Origin of the sequence: Catenuloplanes indicus (assembly GCF_030813715.1) — a bacterium.
Classification (GTDB): domain Bacteria; phylum Actinomycetota; class Actinomycetes; order Mycobacteriales; family Micromonosporaceae; genus Catenuloplanes; species Catenuloplanes indicus.
In genome coordinates, this window is record NZ_JAUSUZ010000001.1 from 8226756 (window position 1) to 8242317 (window position 15562).

Consider the following 15562-nt stretch of genomic DNA (forward strand, 5'->3'; position numbering starts at 1 on the left):
CGAACAGGGAGAACGCATGTTACGTCGATCCGCGGTGATCCTGGTGGCGACGCTCGCCGCCGTCGCCGGAGCGGTGTCGCCCGCGTCCGCCGGCGGCCCCCGGCACGTGCGCGGCACCGAGACGATCCCGGTGTACGACTACGGCACCGCGATCCGCGAGACCGTGTGGGTGGAGTCGCCGCTCGACTCCGACGGTGACGGCGCCCGCGACCGGATCGCCGCCGACATCGTCCGGCCACGCGAGGCACGGACGCGCGTCCCGGTCGTGATGGAGGCGTCCCCGTACTACGCGTGCTGCGGCCGCGGCAACGAGTCCGAGCTGAAGGAGTACGCGGCGGACGGCACGGTCTCGCTGATGCCGCTCTACTACGACAACTACTTCGTGCCGCGCGGTTACGCGTTCGTCGGCGTCGACCTGTCCGGCACCGCCCGCTCCACCGGCTGCGAGGACGTCGGCGGCCCCGCCGAGGTGGCGAGCGCGAAGGCCGTGATCGACTGGCTGAACGGCCGGGGCACCGCGTTCGACGCGTCCGGTGCGCGGGTCACCGCGTCCTGGACCACCGGCAAGGTCGGCATGATCGGCAAGTCCTGGGACGGTTCGGTGGCCAACGGCGTCGCCGCGACCGGCGTGCGCGGCCTGGAGACGATCGTCCCGATCGGCGCGATCTCCAGCTGGTACGACTACCAGCGCTACAACGGCATCCTGCGCACCCGGGAGTACGTGCGGTACCTGCACTCCTACGTGAACGGCCGCCCGGCCGAGGCGTGCGCGGACGAGCTGGCCGCGATGCGCGCGGCCAGCGGCGAGACCACCGGCGACTTCACGGCGCACTGGGCCGAGCGCGACTACCGCACCGCCGCCCGCAACGTGCGGGCCAGCGTGTTCATCGCGCACGGCGTCAACGACAAGAACGTCAGCACCGGCCAGTTCGGGCTGTGGTGGGACGCGCTGGCGAAGCACGGCGTGGAGCGCAAGCTGTGGCTGTTCCAGGCCGGCCACGAGGACCCGTTCGACGTGCGCCGCGCCGAGTGGGTGCGCACGCTGCACCGCTGGTTCGACCACGAGCTGCACGGCCTGCGCAACGGCATCGACCGCGAGCCGCGCGCCACGCTGGAGACCGCACCCGGCGTCTGGACGGACGAGCGTGACTGGCCGGCGCGCGGCGTCCGCGACCGGTCGCTGCCGCTCGGCGACGGTACGCTCGGCGCCGGCGCCAAGGGCCGCGGCGTGACGAAGACGTTCACGGACGAGTCGCTGCGCGAGGATGCGCTGGTGGCGAACCCGACCGCGGTCGTGCCCGGCCGTGTCGCGTTCCTGTCCGCGCCGCTGACCGCACCGCTGCGCATCTCCGGCGAGCCGTCCGTGACGCTCCGGATCCAGGTCGACAAGCCGACCGCCGCCCTGTCCGCCCGCCTCGTCGACTACGGCACCGGCACCCGCGTCGACCACTTCCGCTCCGAGGGCGTGGTCAACCTGGCCACCGAGTCCTGCTGGGGCGCCGCCACCGCCACCGACGACGCCTGCTACCTGGACACCACCGAGGTGACCGCCACCGCCGACCACGCGGTCCTGACCCGCGGCTGGGCCGACGCGGCCCACTACCGTTCTCTGCGCTTCACCACACCGCTGGAACCGGGCCGCTGGTACGACGTGACCGTACCGCTGAACACCTACGACGTGACGGTTCCCGCCGGACACGTCCTCGGCCTGGTGATCGGCCAGTCTGATCCGCAGTTCACGGTCACGAACGACCAGAACGCCACGGTCACGCTCGACGCCGGCCGCAGCACGCTCACGCTCCCGGCCACCGGCGCCGCCGTCACCGCCCCCACGACGCCGCAGAGCATCACCACGACCACGCTCCCGGGCGCCGCCGAACGCCGCGCCACCGACAACACCCCGGTGGTTCCGCTCCGCTGACCCGCGCTCCGCGTCCGGCAGCCGTCGCCGCTACGGCTGCCGGACGCGGGCGCCGGGGAACCCGGTGCCACCGGACCGGGCGGGTCGGCCTCTCGATCAGGCGGTGAGCACCTCTCGATCAGGCGGTGAGCACCTCTCGATCAGGCGGTGAGCACCGAGTGTGCCTCGGTGAGGTCCGGCGCCTCCCACTTGCCTGTCAGACGGTCGATGACCGCGGCGGGAACCGGTGCGGCCCGGCCGGCGTTCTGCCGGTGCACCACGTCGCGGGTGGCCTCCAGCGCGACGATCTCGATCCGCGCGTGGTAGGCGGCGCCGAGACCGATGCACAGGTCGCGGTGCTGCCGGGAGACGTTGGTGGCGTTCCAGACGAAGTCACGCCGGGCGCGCAGGTGCACGCGCGCCTCCTCGTACGCGGCGGCCGCCACCGCGCGCTGGCCGCCGGACGGGGACACGCCGAGCCGGGCGCGGATCGCGTCCAGGCTGACCACCGGCCGGTCGCCGGCGTGCGCGGACACCCACGTGTCCTTGCCGACGCCGGGGAGTCCGGACAGGACGGTCATGGTGCAGCGCGTGTCGTCGTAGGCGGCGTAGCGCGGGTCGCGGCCGGGGGTGCGGAAGTACATGAACCGGGCGTGGTCGGACGCGAACGGCCACGGCGTGTCGAGGACGCCGAGGTCCGCGCAGTAATCCCGGAACAGCGCGATGTTCTCCAGCACGAGGTCCAGGTCGGCGCAGATCCGGCCGGTGATGTCCGCGACGGCCAGCATGGCCAGGTCGCGGTTGCGGGTGACCAGGCCGGCCCGCAGCACGATCTGTTCCAGGTCCGGCCGTTCCAGCGCCCAGAACGGCACCTGATGGTGCCGGACCAGCGCGGCTACGTGTTCCCGCCAGTCCCGGGGTGCGCCCAGTTCCCACAGGATGCGGCGGGCGGCCAGGTCGCCGCGCCGCGAGTGGCCGTGCGCGGTGATCCGGCCGACGTCGTCGGAGGCGGTGCAGTCCGGCTTGGCCACGTCGTGCAGCAGCACGGCCGCGAACAGCCGCACCCGTTCGTCCTCCGGCAGTGCCCGCCACTCCGGTTGTGCCGCCAGCGCGGTCGCGGCCATGAACGTGTGGGTGAGCACGTCGCCCTCGCCGTGGTGCACCGGGTCCTGCGGCACGCCCTCGAGGCGCCGGATCCAGTCGAACTCCGCGACGATCCGCGACCACGGCACGCTCCACGACGGAGCGGCCGGGCACAGCGCGGCGAACACCGTCCAGTCAGACCGCATACATCACCGCCGGGTCGGCGAGCCGGTTCGCCACGATCGGCCGGTCCGCCCAATGCGAGCCGGAGTCCAGCACGGCCTGGAGGAAGCCGGCCCGGACCCATTTGTAGCGAGCGACCACCCGGCCGTCCTGTTCGTCCTTGAGGTAGAGGCCTTCCATGTCGTCGCCGGGGTCGGTCTCGGCCAGCGCGCGGCCGGGGTCGACACCGGCCTCCAGCGCGGCCGCGCGCAGCGATTCGCGCCAGTCCGGTGTCCGTACCGTCGACGGTCCGGCGAGGGCGGTCAGCTCGGCCGGCGAGGAGAACGTGCCGGAGCGCAGCACGGGCACGCTGACCACCGGCGTCCCGGCCAGCATGGCGTGCCGGGCGCCGGTCGACAGGAATGCGCCGGTCGCCCGGTCCAGGATGTCGAACTCGCAGAACCAGTGCGGCAGCGCGTCGTAGAAGACGGTGTGCTTGGCGTAGAGCCACTCGCCGTACAGCACGAAACGGTCGGTCAGGACCGGCCGGAGCGCCGGCGCGACCGTGGCCGCCCAGGACTTCAGCGGGGCGAACTGGCGCTCGCGAGGGCCGCCGGTCAGGTAGTGGCCGCGCGACTGGAGCCGGAGCGTGCCGCCCGCGTCGAAGCTGATCGCCGCGTTCGCGCCGTCGAGCTTCTCCTCGACGACGAGATGCCGGCCGCGCAGTGCCGCGAACGGCGTCTGGGACAGATCCTCGTCGCCCGGCTGGAGGCGGGAGCCCGCCAGGTGCGGGGTGCGTGGATACTTGACCATCACGGTCGTATTTGTACAGGTGGGCACGGCCGTGCGGCCACGGGATTACGGTCCGGCCGGGATTCCCAAAAGCATAGATCCATTCCATTTCTGGTACGAAAGTCCGATACCTGACTGTCGGATCATCCAGGTGCCAGTAGAACTCAGGGGTGCCGATGTATGTCTGGGTGGCCCTGGCGCTCGCCCTCGCCTCGTGTGGCTTCATGGTCGTCGGGCTGGTGACGTTGCAGGCCCTGCGGCGCGAGCGTGCGCTGCTGGCGGCGGCCCGGGCGGTGGCCGCGACGACCGAGACCCCGGAGTACGCGGGCGCCGGCCTGCTCGCCGACGAGAACGTGGCCGCGGGCGCCATGCTCGGCACGATCCTCGAGGCGGACGTGACCGCGCTCAACGCACGGCTCAGCGCGGCCCGGACCGGCGTGGTCGATCTCGGCGTCAAGGCCGAACTGGACCGGGTCGCGGACAAGCTGCGCGAGGCCACCACGGAGGCGCACCTGTGGCGCACCGTGCCGGAGGGCCGCGAGCACCTGCGCGCCGCGACCGGCGCGCTCGCCTCCGCGGGCCGGCACCTGGCCCGCGCGGCGGCGATCGGCACCGGACGATCCGCGCCGGCGGACGCGCCGCCGTGCCTGTGCGATCCCGCGCACGGGCCGGCCGCGGCCGAGGTGACCTGGGCACCGACCGGCGGTGTGCCGCGCCGCATCCCGGTGTGCGAGGCCGACTACACGCGCATCTCCGCGGGCCGCTCCGCGGCCGTGCGTTCGGTGATCGGGCCCGGCGGCCAGCAGCCCTACTACGATCTTCCCGGGTACGGTGACTGGCTGCTCGGCTACTTCACCGGCTACGACCCGTACCTGGTGGCCCGGCTGCTGGACGGCACCGCGCTCGGCCGGCAGCTGCCCGGCCGGATCGATGGCGGCGCGCTCCGCCGCTCCGCCGGTGGCTCCAGTGGCGAGTTCGGCACCGTCCACTTCGCCTGACCGCGGCTGCACGCCCTCCCTGGAAGGCTGACCTGCGGAAACGCCAGTTCGGCGAATTGCTGTTCGCCGTAGCGGGTCTCATCCTGATCAGGAAGACCGAGGCGAAGGAGCGGGGCCCGTGGGCGTGCGGCAGATCAAGGCGGCGGAGACCGAGGCGGCGTTGAAGACGGCGGCGCGGCAGCTCTTCGCGGAACAGGGATACCTGAACACGAAGATCACCGACATCACGACCACGGCCGGGCGGGCCACCGGGTCGTTCTACGACCATTTCGCCAGCAAGGAGGAGCTGCTCCAGGCGCTGGTCGCGGACATGAACGCGCACGCGGACGCGACGATCGCGGAGGAGGCGCACCCGGAGGAGCACGACCTGACCGACCGCGCCCAACTGCGCGCGCACATCGGCACCGCCTGGATCGTGCTCCGCGACCACCTGCCGGTGGTGGTGGCGCTGATGCAGTCGGCGATGACGGACAACCTGGCGGCCGGCCGCGGCTGGCGGACGCTGCTGGAGGACACCGAGCTGCTCAAGCAGCACCTGGAGGCGCTGGCCGAGCGGGGCCATCCGCTGCCCGGTTCGCCGGAGATGGTGGCGGCCGCGATGGGCGCGATGCTGTCGATGTTCGGCTACGCGCTGCTCACCGCCGGCGAGTTCGCGCCCAGGGTCACCGAGGAGGAGATCGTGGACACGCTCACCGGCCTGCTGCTCTACGGCCTGACCGGTCCCCGCGGCGAGGGCGGCACGGAGGCCGGCGGCACGGGTGCGGACGGCACGGATGCGGATGGCACGGATGCGGATGGCACGGATGCGGATGGCACGGATGCGGACGGTACCGGTTCCCGCGGTGCGGACAGCGCCGACATGATCGAGACGAAGGAACCGGTCGCGGTCGGCTAAGTTCCGGACGATCGCGGCCGATCGGGAGGAATGTGCTGCGCCGCGCGATCTGGCCGGTCCTGCTGCCCGTGCTGGCCTACCTGGGCGGCCTGGGCGGCATGCTCACGGTCGCCCTCACCGACGTACCGGCCGGGCCGGTCGTCACCGGCGCGTTCCTCGGCATGCAGACGCTCGGCATCGTGCTCGCCGCGTGGGCCGCGCTGGACCGGCACCTGGACCGCGCCCGGCGACGACCCTGGCTGTTGATCCTGCTGTCCTGGCTGCTCTGGCTGTCCGCCGGTGCTGGCGTGGCGGCCGCGGCCACCGGCGGGTCGCGCGCGGACGGTGTGCTGTGGTGGGCCACGGTGATCGGCACGCTCGTTCAGGGCCCGGCGCTGTTCGCCGCGGTGCTGCTGTTCCCGATGCGCCCGATGACCGGCCGGGAGCGGCTGAAGTTCGCGCTGGACATGGCCACGGTGGCCGGCGGCGGATTCATGCTCACCTGGTACTTCATCATCGGCCCGGCGCTGAGCCGGCCGGTGCGCCTGGACGCCTGGACCTCGACCACGCTGATCTTCCCGCTGGAGGACCTGCTCGTCGTGTTCGGCGTCTGCGCGGTGCTGCTGCGCGGCGCGGTGCAGAGCCTTCGGCACCCGCTGGCCACGCTGCTCGGCGGGCTCGCCGTCTACCTGGCGTGCGACGTCTACATGTCGTACCTGACCGTGCGGACCGGCGTGCACCCGTACCAGAACGAGCATCAGCAGCTCGGGCTGGGTGCATGGATGCTGACCGGGATGTTCCTGATGGCGCTCGCGGCCGGCCAGCAGATCCGGGCCGGGCTCCTCGGCCGGGTCACCGGCCCGGCCCGGTGGCCGCGCGGCGTACCCGGGACCGCTCATCTGCCCTTCCTGGCGCTCGGCATGGGCTATGGCCTGCTGGTGGCCGCGCTGCGGCACGGCGACCTGTTCCCGTGGGCCGGGCTGGTGCTCGGCGTGATCGTGATGACCGGCGCGGTCGCGTTGCGGCAGTGGTCGTCGCTGCGCGAGAACCAGCGGCTGGCGACCACCGACAGCCTGACCGGGCTGGCCAACCGGATCCGGCTGCGCGACGCGCTGGACGAGGCGGTGGACTCCGGCGACGCGGCCGTGCTGCTGGTCGACCTGGACGGCTTCAAGCAGATCAACGACGGGTACGGCCACGAGACCGGCGACCAGGTGCTGGTCGAGCTGGCCGATGTGCTGCGGCGGTCGCTGCGCAAGGCCGATCTGGCGGCCCGCCTCGGCGGCGACGAGTTCGCGGTGGTCCTGGCCGGCATCACCGCACCGGACCAGGCCGTGATGGTCGCGGAGCGCATCCTGGCGGGCGCGCGCGACGTGCGGATCGGCGACGCGGTGCAGGGCATCCGGATGAGCGTGGGTATCGCGCTGACCGAGCCCGGCCTGGTGCCGACCGAGGTGCTGGCGCACGCGGACGCCGCGATGTACGCGGCGAAGCGCCGTCACTCGCACGGCTGGGAGCTGTACGCGCAGACCGCGGAGGATCTGGCCGAGGGCCTGCTCGCGGACGAGCTGACGAACGCGGTCCGCGGCGGCCGGATGGCCGTGGTCTACCAGCCGATCGTGAACCTGGCGGACGGCCGCATGATCGGCGCGGAGGCGCTGGTCCGCTGGCCCGGCCGGGACGTCTTCCCGGACGTGTTCGTGCCGCTGGCCGAGAAGACCGGGCTGATCGGCGAGCTGGGCATGTTCGTGCTCCGCGAGGCGCTCACGCACGCGGCGGCGTGGCGGGCCGCGATGCCGGAGTTCTACGTGACCGTGAACCTCAGCGCGCACCAGCTGCGCGAGCCGGAGCTGGCCGCTCGCGTGGTCGCGGAGCTGGACCGGGCCGGGCTGCCGGCGCGTCACCTGGTGCTGGAGCTGACCGAGAGCGCGCTGGTCACCGATCGCACCGACATCTCGGTGCTGGAGCTGCTGCGGGCGCACGGGATCCGGATCGCGATCGACGACTTCGGCACCGGTTACTCGTCGTTGCGCTACCTGACCCGGCTGCCGGTCGACGTGCTGAAACTGGACCGCAGCTTCGTCGGCGAGCTGAACGGCGAGCCGGAGGGCTCCGCGGTGACCGAGGCGGTGATCCGGCTGAGCCAGATCCTCCGGCTGAGCCTGGTGGCGGAGGGGGTGGAGACCGAGGCACAGGTACGCGAGCTGCTGCTGCTCGGCTGCGTCACCGGCCAGGGCTACTACTTCTCCCGGCCGCTGGACGCGCCCGGGATGGACCGGCTGATCGGAGAGGTCTCCGGCCAGCCGGTCCACACGTGACCTACTTGACGTCGACCAGGTCCACGACGAAGATCAGCGTCTCATTCGGGCCGATCAGGCCGCCACCCGCGCCGTGCGCGCCGTAGCCCAGGTGCGGCGGGATGACCAGCCGGCGCCGGCCGCCGACCTTCATGCCCACGACACCGCGGTCCCAGCCGCCGATGACCTGGCCGCCGCCGACCGGGAACGAGAACGTGTCGCCCCGGTCCCACGACGCGTCGAACTGCCGGCCGTTGGAGTGCGAGACGCCGACGTAGTGCACGATGGCGTGCCGGCCGGGCGTGACCTCTTCGCCGTCGCCGACGGTGATGTCCTCGACGATCAGGTCCGCCGGCGGCGGACCGTCGTGCGGGGCGACCTGCGGCTTGCTGCTCATGGAACGGCTCCGTTCACGTTACGAATGCTTACCGGCCCAACCTAGCCGGACCGCGCGGGGGACAGCACCTCGGCATGCAGGGCGGACATCAACTCCGGGATCTCGTCACCCGGACGGTAGGCGAACCGGATACGCACGGTGTCGCCCGTGCGCACCTCGACGGCCTCCGGGAGCGGCACGACCAGGTAGTTCATCAGCCACTCCACCGGCGCGGGCTCCTCGGTGAGCAGATTTTTCGTGATCATCCGCACCGCGTTGAGGAGGCCGTCCTCTTCCGCCACGAAGCGGACATCGGCGGCGCATGCCGACGGCAGCGACCCGGCGCCGTAGAAAAAACTCTGAAAGATCGTCGGCGGGGCCAGCGCGACCGTCCGCGGCTGCTTCGCCGACGGATCCTGGAACAGCGGCGCCGCCACTGTGTACCCATAGAAAGTGAAATCCTGGGACACGGGCTGGACGGCCTGGATCGTCGCGCACGGCAGGAACACCGGCGGCGGGCCCGAGTAGGACGACAGGAACGCGCCGATCACCTCGACCTGCCGCTCCCGCAACAGCCCCACGTGCAGCATCTCGCAGATCACCACGTCCACCGCCGCGGGCGGCACGAACGTGCGCGCGTCCGCGTGCAGCACCGTCACGTCGTCCCCGTGCGCGGCCAGCGCCCGTGACGCGGCCTGCCACACGCTCAGCTCCCGCTCCACCGCGATCACCGACGCCGCGCCGGCCTCGACCGCGAAGTGGGCCAGCACCCCGGTCCCGGCGCCCAGCTCCAGCACGCGCATGCCGGGCCCGACCACCCGCGCGATCGCGGTCCGGAACGCGCCCATCCGCCGGTCGTCCAGCAGCATCTGCGCGTGGTACTGCAACGGGATCACATCGGCCGGACTCCCCTTGTGGTGCATACCGGAGAAGTTACAGCAGGTCAGCCTCGGTGAGCAGTTGCGACAGCCCGGCACCGTCCGGCGCGCCGAGCCACTTGCGGCCGAACCGCGCGGACACCACCGATGTGTCCGACTCGGGCAGCGACGGCAGCGTACCGGCCAGCACGGCCTGTGCGGGGGAGAGCCGCCGGATCGCGACCGCGGCCACGTTGTCCGGGTGCTTCGACGCGAACTCCGCGTAGATCTCCTGGTCGTGCTGCCCGTCGTCGCCGATCAGCAGCCAGCGCACGCGCGGGAACTCCTGGGACAGCCGCTCCAGCGTCAGTCGCTTGTGCTCCGGGCCGCTGCGGAACCAGCGGTCCTTCGTCGGGCCCCAGTCGGTGAGCAGCAGCGGCCCGACCGGGTAGAGGTGCCGGCGGAGGAACCGGGTCAGCGCGGGCGCCACGTTCCACGCGCCGGTGGACAGGTAGAACACCGGCGCGCCCGGGTGCGCGGTGCGCAGCCGCTCGTAGAGCACGGCCATGCCGGGCACGGACGCGCGCGCGTGCTCGTCCAGCACGAACGTGTTCCATGCGGCGAGCATCGGCCGGGGCAGCGCGGTCACCATGACCGTGTCGTCGATGTCGGAGATGATGCCGAACGTGACGGCCGGGTCGACGATCTGCACCGGCGCCTCGACCGGCTCGCCGTCGCCACTCTGGATCGTCACGGTCTGCCAGCCGGGCGCCAGGTTCGCCGGGACCACCGCGTCCACGAACCCGCCGCGGTCGCCGACCGCCTCGTGCCGCACGCCGCCGGCCGTGATGGTCACCGGCGCGTTCATCTGGCTCACCGTGGCGAAGCTGCGCCAGCCGCGCACGCTCTTCGGCTTCGACGAGGAGGCACGCCGGGCCAGCCAGCCGGTCTTCGGCGCCGGCCGGCTGAGCAGCACGCGGGCCATCACCCGCACCCACTCGGTCGTGCCGTAACCCGCATACGCGATGATGCTCGGCTCCCAGCCGCGCTTCACCAGCCGCCGCTCGACGACCTCGTGCACCGCGTCCTCGAGCCGGGCGGCGCGATGCAGGCGGGGTCCGGTTTCTCCCACGGGGATAAGCGCCACCGTCACACCTTGCCACACCCCGATCGGTCCGGCCACGCATGGTCCGATCTTGCCGCCGGGATGTCAAAGATCAAGATCAAATTCATTCCGGGGTACGGGGAACCCGCGCGACGGCCCGGCGGAGGATCACGCGCCGGCCGTCCGGGACCGGGCGATCACCACATCGCCGCCGAGCCGGCCGTGCTCCGGATCCCGGGTCACGGCCGCGGTCTCGAGCAGCCCGTGCAGCGCGCGCAGCGTGTCCGCCGGCCGGTAGACCGTACCCGTCATGGTGAAGTGCTTCAGCTCGGTGACCGTGCGCGGCCCCCGCGCGGCCAGATGATCCAGCAGCTCCCGGCGCAGCGGCGCCGGGTTCGGCGTGAGCGAGATGTCCAGCAGCCGCCGGTCCGGGTCGTGCGGGTCGCGCAGCCGGACACCGGCGTACTCGTCCACCGCCCACAGTTCGTTCTTGAACGCCTCCAGGCTCTTCGCCGACGGCGTGCCCAGGCACAGCAGCAGCGCGCGCCCGGCACCGTCCACCAGCTCCACGGCCGCGTCCAGCCCGAACCCGGCGTCCCGCAGCGCGCGGCCGTCCGCCGTGATGATCAGCAGCTCGCCCGGCTTGCCGGCCCGGACCGCGCGCAGCGTCGCGTCGTCCGCGTCGCCGTCCAGCGCGACCAGCAGCGGCGCGCCCGCGGCCCGCGCCGCGGTCAGCCCGGCCGGCAGCAGCGCTGCGTCCGGGAGCGTGTGGACGGTGAGCGCGGCCGGGGTGCGCAGCTCCGCCTGCACCGCCGTCAGCCGCTCCCGGGCCCGGTCCGCGCCGGGCCCGGCGACGATCATGGTCAGCTCGCGTCCGCGCAGCCGGTCCGCGAACTCCGCGAGCGCGCGCAGCGCCGCCTCGGCCGCCGGTACGCTCACCTCGGTGCGCGCCACCAGCGCGAACGTGGCCCGCCGGCCGCCGTGCAGCGCGCCCGGCGCCCAGGTGCCGAGGTAGCGGACGAGCAGCTCGCGGGTCACGTCGGTGAGGGACACGGGTCCATTCAACCGGATGCCGCTATCTCTCCCGCCCGGACCACCCGGCCCCGGCCGTGCTCCTTGGCCGCGTAGAGCGCGTGGTCCGCGCGGCGCAGCAGCTCGTCCGGCGGTTCCGTGCCGTCCCAGAGCGCCAGCCCGGCGGAGAACGACTGGAGGTCCGGCGTGGCGATGCGCAGCCGGTCCAGCAGCCGGGCCGCGTCGTCCCCGGTCCGGCCCGGCATCAGCAGCACGAACTCCTCGCCGCCGTACCGTGCCAGCGTGTCGCCGTCCCGCAGCAGCAGGCTCCACGCCATCGCGGCACCGGCCAGCAGGTCGTCGCCGGCCTGGTGCCCGCGGGTGTCGTTGTAGCGCTTGAAGTGGTCCAGGTCGAGGATCGCCACCGGCAGCGGGTGCCGGCCGGCCCGGGCCGCGGCCATGTCCCGGACGATCTGGGCGTCCAGCGTGCGCCGGTTCGGCAGCCCGGTCAGCGAATCCGTGCGGGCCAGCTCGTCCAGCCGGCGGGCCTGGTCCGCGAGCTGCCCGGCCTGCTCCTCCAACCGCCGGACCATGCCCGCCATTCGCGTCACCACCAGCACGAATAGCGCGGCGGAGGTGAGCGCGACCGCCCACGTGCTCGGCTCCAGGCCGGCGAGCAGCTGCACGATCAGGATGCCGGGGGAGAGCAGCACCGCGCCGGTCAGCGCGGCCAGCCGGCGGCGGGTGAGCGTCTGCGGCCGGGGCGCCGGGTCGCCGATCGTGCCGGCCGACGGCACCAGCGCGCCCACGCCCCAGAACAGGTAGGACGCGAGGAACGCCATCGTGCCCAGCGTGGTGTTCTCCGCGAACGTGAACGTCACGTCCGCGATCAACAGCGTCAGCACGGCCGCGGTGACCAGCCGGAACGACGTGTTGCGGGCGCCGGAGACGACAAGCAGCCGGACCACGCCGCCGAGCAGCAGCACGTCGCCCAGCGGGTAGCCGAGCGCGATCAGCGTGCCCAGCGTGGACTCGCCGCTGGACAGCGCCGGAGCGATCAGCAGCACCCAGTACGGCAGTGCGAGCCCGGCCACCAGCATCGTGCTGTCCAGCCGGGCGAGGTGGTCGTCCGCGGTGCGGTGCCGCCGGGAGAGCACTAGCAGGGCCGCGGTGAGCAGGGGATATTCGGCTAGGTAGAAGGCGTCGGCGGGGGACGGGAACGGGTCGATGAACGCGATGTTCTCGTAGTAGAGCCAGAGCAGGTCACCGGCGACCGCGCAGGCCTGGCCGGCCGCGAACAGCGCCCACGGCCAGGAGCGCCAGTGCCGGGCCGCGACCGCGTTCGCGGCGACGCTGAGCGCGCCGATGCCGGCGTAGAGCACGTTGCGCTCGAGACCGGCGGGCAGCAGGAACCATAGGCCGATCAGCAGGGGACCGCCGATCAGCAGGAACCGGCGGAACATGGTGATCACGGCCTACCATCGGCCCGGTGCCCGCGGCCGTGAGTTCCTGTGAGCGGTTACTCACGCGTAGTGAATATCCAGCCGGTCGAAGCCGTGTGCGCGGAACCGGTCCGTCACGCCGCGCAGCGCAGCGCCCGCCCGCCCGCAGTCGACCATGGTGAGCGACCGCAGCCCCGGCGCGTCGAGCAGCGCGGGCATCGCGGCGACGTCGGCGCGGTCCAGTTCCGTCTGTACGCCGTTGAGCCGCAGCGTGGTCACGGTCGTCAGCGTCCGCAGCCGCCGGAACGGGAAGCCGCGCCGCACGCCACCGAGCGCGAGCGCCTGAGTCCGCCACGCCCGGGTTGCCGGCGACGTATGACCGGGGGAGAGCCGTCACCCAGCGGTAGCGGCTCTCGCTCAACAGGCCGTCAGGCACCGGTCCGGACCAGGCCGGCGCCCTCGCCCTCCTCCTCGATCTCGTCGGTCTCGGCGAGCCCGGCCCGCTGCTGCAACCGGCGCAGCGGCCCCGGCGCCCACCAGGCGGCGTCGCCCATCAGCCGGATCACGGCCGGGACCAGCAGCATGCGGACCACGGTCGCGTCCAGCACGAGTGCCAGGATCATGCCGACGCCGATGAACCGCATCATGGTCAGCGAGGAGAGAGCGAACGCGCCGGTCACCACGACCAGCAGGATCGCGGCCGCGCTGATCACCCGGCCGGTGCGGACGATGCCGGTGACCACCGCGTCCGCGGTGGACGCGCCCTTGGTGCGCGCCTCCACCATCCGGGACAGCAGGAACACCTCGTAGTCGGTGGAGAGGCCGAACACCACCGCGGCCATCAGCACCACGATGCCGATCTCCAGCGGCGCCGGGGTGACGTCGAGCAGGCCGGCGCCGTGCCCCTCCTGGAACACGAAGACCAGCACGCCGAACGTGGCGGTGAGGCTGAGCGCGCTCATCACCACCGCCTTGACCGGAAGCAGCACCGAGCCGAACGCCAGGAACATCAGCACCAGCGTGGCACCGGCCAGCAGCAGCACCATCCACGGCAACTGCGCGTAGGTGGCGTCGATGCTGTCCACGTTCCGCGCGGTGAAGCCGCCGACCAGCACCTCCGCGCCGGCCGGGGCGTCGAGCGCGCGGATCTGCTCGACCGCGTCCGTGGACGCCGGGTCCAGCGCGTCCTCGGACTCCAGCGCCGCGGTGATCTCGGTGACGCCGTTCTGCGAGCCGCTGACCGTGGCCTCGCCGATGCCGGGCACGTTCGCGACCTGTGCCGCGAACGGCTGCGCGGCCGCCGCGTCCGCGCCGCGCAGCACCACCTGGACGCCGGTGCCGCTCATCGCCGGGAACTCGGACTTCAGCTCGGCCAGCGCCACGCGGGCCGGGTCGCCGGCCGGCAGCACGCGCTCGTCGATCTCGCCGAACTGCACGTCCTTGATCGGGACGGCGAGGAAGACCAGCAACGCCAGGATCGGCAGCGCGACCAGCACCGGGCGCTTCATCACGAACCGGGCCAGGCGCTCCCACCCCGTGCTGACGACCGGCTTCTCGCCCTCGATCTGCTTCTTCCGGCGCGGCAGCGCCAGCTTGTCCACGCGCGGGCCGAGCAGGCCGAGCATGGCCGGCAGCAGCGTGAGCGAGGTGAACGCGGCCAGCGCGACCGCGGACATGCCGCCGTAGGACAGCGACTTGAGGAAGCCCTGCGGGAACAGCATCAGGCCGGCCAGCGCGATGATCAGCAGCGTGGCGGAGAACGCGACGGTACGCCCGGCGGTGGCCACCGTGTTCCGCACCGCGGCCGCGGTGCTGCGCCCGGCGGCCAGCTCCTCCCGGAACCGGCCCACCATGAACAGGCCGTAGTCGATCGCCATGCCGAGGCCGAGCAGGCTGGCCACGTTCACCGCGAACGAGTTGACCTCGGTGGTCAGCGCGATCACGTGCAGCACGCCGAGCGCGCCCAGCACGGCCAGGCCGCCGACCAGCACCGGCAGCGCGGCCGCGACCAGCGAACCGAAGATCAGGACCAGCAGCACCAGTACGACCGGGAGCGACACGCCCTCGGCCAGCGTCAGGTCGGACTTGGACCGCTCGGACGTGGAGAGCTGCAGCGCGGCCGCGCCACCGACCTTCGTCGCCACGCCGTCGACCGTGAAGTCGTCCTTGATCTCGCGGTAGTTCTCCAGCTTCTCGGTCTCGTCCGCACCGGCCAGCGTGAGCAGCGCGATCGCGCTGCGCTTGTCCGGCGTGACGAACTGCGCGGCCTGTGCGGCGGCCTGGGCGGCCCGCGCCGCGGTCTGCGGGTCGGCCGGCTGTCCCTGCGGCTGCCCGGCGGCGGCCTGCGCCCCGGCCGCGAGCTGCCAGTAGGAGAGCGTGGAGTCGACCCGGTTTTGCGGGAGGGCCTGCAGGTCCGCGGTGATGGCCTGTGCCACGGCCGGGTCGTCGACGTTCCCGCCGTCCGGCGTGTAGATGACGATCACGTCGCCGCCCTGCGGGCCGAGCGCGTCCTCGGCGACCTCCGCGGCCCGGGCCGACTCGCTGCCGGGATCGATGTAGCCGCCCTCGGAGAGCTGACCGAAGACGCCCAGACCCCACACGCCGGAGGCGATGGAGGCGGCCACGACCACGATCACCGTGGTCCAGCGCAGGCGGTGCATGAGTG

Annotated in this window: 13 protein-coding genes; 4 read left to right on the top strand and 9 right to left on the bottom strand. The window is 72.8% G+C overall.

The features are described 5' to 3' along the window. Positions 1-16 precede the first annotated feature (16 nt). Positions 17-1921, top strand: a complete 1905-nt coding sequence (locus tag J2S42_RS36925) for a Xaa-Pro dipeptidyl-peptidase (RefSeq protein ID WP_307246909.1) — start codon at positions 17-19, stop codon at positions 1919-1921. Positions 1922-2061: 140 nt separating this feature from the next. On the opposite strand, the gene J2S42_RS36930 is transcribed toward J2S42_RS36925, so the two are convergent. After that, complete coding sequence (locus J2S42_RS36930) at positions 2062-3189, bottom strand: AAA family ATPase (RefSeq protein WP_307246911.1); 1128 nt, start codon at positions 3187-3189, stop codon at positions 2062-2064. Then, positions 3179-3958 (bottom strand): RNA ligase family protein, encoded by a 780-nt coding sequence (locus tag J2S42_RS36935; RefSeq protein ID WP_307249242.1) that lies wholly within the window; start codon positions 3956-3958, stop codon positions 3179-3181. The genes J2S42_RS36930 and J2S42_RS36935 overlap by 11 nt, the downstream gene beginning before the upstream one ends. Positions 3959-4107: 149 nt before the next feature. Between J2S42_RS36935 and J2S42_RS36940 the strand changes: the two genes are divergently transcribed. The 3 genes from J2S42_RS36940 to J2S42_RS36950 all read left to right on the top strand — a co-directional run bounded on the left by J2S42_RS36940 (position 4108) and on the right by J2S42_RS36950 (position 8127). Then, positions 4108-4935 carry a hypothetical protein gene (locus J2S42_RS36940; protein WP_307246913.1) on the top strand — a complete coding sequence of 276 codons (828 nt, stop codon included), beginning with the start codon at positions 4108-4110 and terminating at the stop codon, positions 4933-4935. Positions 4936-5053: 118 nt separating this feature from the next. Then, positions 5054-5830 (top strand): TetR/AcrR family transcriptional regulator, encoded by a 777-nt coding sequence (locus J2S42_RS36945; protein ID WP_307246915.1) that lies wholly within the window; start codon positions 5054-5056, stop codon positions 5828-5830. Positions 5831-5862: 32 nt separating this feature from the next. Further along, positions 5863-8127: a putative bifunctional diguanylate cyclase/phosphodiesterase gene (locus tag J2S42_RS36950; RefSeq protein ID WP_307246917.1), complete on the top strand. Its 2265-nt coding sequence runs from the start codon at positions 5863-5865 to the stop codon at positions 8125-8127. A 1-nt stretch (position 8128) separates the two neighbouring features. Here the strand turns inward: J2S42_RS36950 and J2S42_RS36955 are convergent, their stop codons facing one another. The 7 genes from J2S42_RS36955 to J2S42_RS36985 all read right to left on the bottom strand — a co-directional run bounded on the left by J2S42_RS36955 (position 8129) and on the right by J2S42_RS36985 (position 15557). Then, the gene (locus J2S42_RS36955) at positions 8129-8503 is read right to left on the bottom strand and encodes an FKBP-type peptidyl-prolyl cis-trans isomerase (protein ID WP_307246918.1); all 375 of its coding nucleotides are present in this window, start codon (positions 8501-8503) and stop codon (positions 8129-8131) included. Between the two features lie 41 nt (positions 8504-8544). Beyond that, entirely contained in the window at positions 8545-9405 is an 861-nt protein-coding gene (locus J2S42_RS36960) for a methyltransferase domain-containing protein (protein WP_307246920.1), read from the bottom strand. 10 nt (positions 9406-9415) lie between these two features. Beyond that, complete coding sequence (locus J2S42_RS36965) at positions 9416-10486, bottom strand: App1 family protein phosphatidate phosphatase (protein WP_307246922.1); 1071 nt, start codon at positions 10484-10486, stop codon at positions 9416-9418. 126 nt (positions 10487-10612) lie between these two features. Beyond that, a complete protein-coding gene (locus J2S42_RS36970) occupies positions 10613-11497 on the bottom strand; it encodes a hypothetical protein (RefSeq protein ID WP_307246924.1) in 885 nt (294 codons plus the stop codon). A gap of 8 nt (positions 11498-11505) precedes the next feature. After that, positions 11506-12918, bottom strand: a complete 1413-nt coding sequence (locus J2S42_RS36975) for a GGDEF domain-containing protein (RefSeq protein WP_307249244.1) — start codon at positions 12916-12918, stop codon at positions 11506-11508. A gap of 60 nt (positions 12919-12978) precedes the next feature. Continuing rightward, positions 12979-13221: a hypothetical protein gene (locus J2S42_RS36980; RefSeq protein WP_307246926.1), complete on the bottom strand. Its 243-nt coding sequence runs from the start codon at positions 13219-13221 to the stop codon at positions 12979-12981. Between the two features lie 104 nt (positions 13222-13325). Continuing rightward, entirely contained in the window at positions 13326-15557 is a 2232-nt protein-coding gene (locus J2S42_RS36985; protein WP_307246928.1) for an MMPL family transporter, read from the bottom strand. Between the last annotated feature and the right edge of the window lie 5 nt (positions 15558-15562).